Genomic DNA, 1,890 nt, shown 5'->3' on the forward strand with positions numbered 1-1,890 from the left:
CCCAGCCCGGACGGTGCTACACTGTCCGGGTAATCATCAGGAGAACGACATGAAACGATGTAAAGGCTGTACCGACTGTTATGACATTTGCCAAGATACATGGGAGCCACTGCGCCCAACGCCACAGGAAGAGTTTTGGTACAACATGGCACAGACTGCATTCTGGGTGGCGTGTACCGTGGCCATTATTTTATGCATGTGGGTCGCCCGGCCCGAAATCATCAGCCAAGTCATTGACTACTTAACAGAGGTGATGAAATGAGCTCAACTACTAAACCGTGCGGCATTGTTCGCCTGTGGCGTCGTGCTACTTACTGGCTGTTCCACAAAAGCCCGGACGATTTTGAGTCGCCATTTGAGACAATCCTAGCGGGCATTGCCGTGTGGGTTGTTATCATCGTATTCGCGTTAATACTTGGCATGATAGGACATTGGTTATGAAAATGACATTAGAAATAAACGGCATCGAGCAAGATGTTACCGTAAACGTTCTGAGCTACACACCATATCAAAACGGTAGTCGTGGGCATATTGACGATTGGATGCCAGACGAGCCAGAGCAGGTTGAGATTGAGGTGCTGCTTAATGGCGCTGATATTACCGATTTAATCAGTGAGGCTGATTTTGAATGTTTGGAAAACGAAGCGATTGAGTATATACGTGGGGAGCGAGATTATGATTAAGCTGGCTAATGAGTTAGAAATGTGGAGGGCTGAGCGTCCCGACGAATGGAAGATGGATGAGTTCATTCGTAATGCCAAAACGTTAACCGCCGAGCGTGATGCTCTGGTTGTGCAGGTTGAGGTGTTGCGCGCTGCTTGCCAGCTCGGTATTGATATGTTTGTTGTTAACTGTATTAATGTGCCGAACACTATCGAAACAATGCAAGACGCCATTGATGCAACACCTGCCCAATGCCTTGCAGCCCATGATGCTGAGGTGGCGGCTAAAGCGGTTGAGTATTCCGTTGATTTATTAAAAAGACTTCCTCAGCATTTTCAAACAAAGTCAAAAGAATTTTATAACGGTGTTGAAATTAGCGTGGAATACCTATCGGGTTTGTCCAGGCAACTACGCCAGCAAGCCAAACCCGCAGGCTGGCTAAAAGACAGTAACACGCACTGTAAAATCAAGGGTGGTGAGTGATGTTTGTTTCAGATGGTAAGCGATACCGCTACAAGGGCGTTACGTTTGATTATCACGAGTATTTAGGGCCAATAATACTTAACAGACATACATGGAATGAGCGCCCTTTTAGGTCGATAAGCCGCCGCCAGTGGCGCTTGTTCGGTAAGTGGTTTGAGCTGCCCGTTGATAAGCGCGAATCGTACAGAATTTAGGAGGTAAACCATGACAGGCAAACCCGAAGCACTAACAATCTGCCTCAGTCGCGCCATAGCGCGCATAGAGCAGCGAAACCAGCAAGAGGCAATGCTTAATACTGCCAGGCAGTTGAGAGCCGCCACGCGCGATATAGGAACATATAACGCATTGGGTGATTTTATATCAGCAAGCCCGGCAGAGCGCCATGCTATTGTTACGCTGATGGGGAGGATGTTTTGATTAATCACGTAGTCAGTTTTTCAGGCGGCAGGACTAGCGCCTATATGGTTTATCTTATCGAGCGGATTCGCAAGTCTGGCGAGTGGCAAGGTAATGTTGAATATATTTTCATGGATACCGGCGCAGAGCATCCAAAGACTTATGAGTTTATTAAGAAGTGTGTTGAGTATTTTGGAATTGAGCTTACTTGTTTGCGAGGGGACTTTAATCAACCGGTTGGGGTTGGTCACACTTACAAAGTAGTTCCGCTTGAGCAGTGCGATCACGATATGATTGGCGGGCCATTTGCGCAATTAATGAGAAAATACGGCGCGCCAACAGTAATGA

General features: G+C 47.2%; 5 protein-coding genes. All 5 read left to right on the forward strand.

The window, feature by feature from the left end:
• A partial coding sequence (locus V7D78_RS16830) for a hypothetical protein (protein ID WP_333609609.1) occupies window positions 1-262 on the forward strand: 262 nt, incomplete at its 5' end.
• Between the two features lie 181 nt (window positions 263-443).
• Entirely contained in the window at window positions 444-683 is a 240-nt protein-coding gene (locus V7D78_RS16835) for a hypothetical protein (protein ID WP_333609610.1), read from the forward strand.
• Complete coding sequence (locus V7D78_RS16840; protein WP_333609611.1) at window positions 676-1,146, forward strand: hypothetical protein; 471 nt, start codon at window positions 676-678, stop codon at window positions 1,144-1,146. The genes V7D78_RS16835 and V7D78_RS16840 overlap by 8 nt, the downstream gene beginning before the upstream one ends.
• Before the next feature lie 204 nt (window positions 1,147-1,350).
• A complete protein-coding gene (locus V7D78_RS16845; RefSeq protein WP_333609612.1) occupies window positions 1,351-1,563 on the forward strand; it encodes a hypothetical protein in 213 nt (70 codons plus the stop codon).
• Window positions 1,560-1,890: phosphoadenosine phosphosulfate reductase domain-containing protein (locus V7D78_RS16850; RefSeq protein ID WP_333609613.1), on the forward strand; the 331-nt coding region annotated here is incomplete at its 3' end. The genes V7D78_RS16845 and V7D78_RS16850, both read left to right, overlap by 4 nt.

Source organism: Arsukibacterium sp. (assembly GCF_036735525.1).
In the GTDB taxonomy this organism is placed as follows: domain Bacteria; phylum Pseudomonadota; class Gammaproteobacteria; order Enterobacterales; family Alteromonadaceae; genus Alishewanella.

Bases quoted from the DNA above. Each gene is read 5' to 3' on its own strand.
- V7D78_RS16835 (WP_333609610.1), top strand. From the start codon at position 444: ATGACATTAGAAATAAACGGCATCGAGCAAGATGTTACCGTAAACGTT.
- V7D78_RS16840 (WP_333609611.1), top strand. From the start codon at position 676: ATGATTAAGCTGGCTAATGAGTTAGAAATGTGGAGGGCTGAGCGTCCC.
- V7D78_RS16845 (WP_333609612.1), top strand. From the start codon at position 1,351: ATGACAGGCAAACCCGAAGCACTAACAATCTGCCTCAGTCGCGCCATA.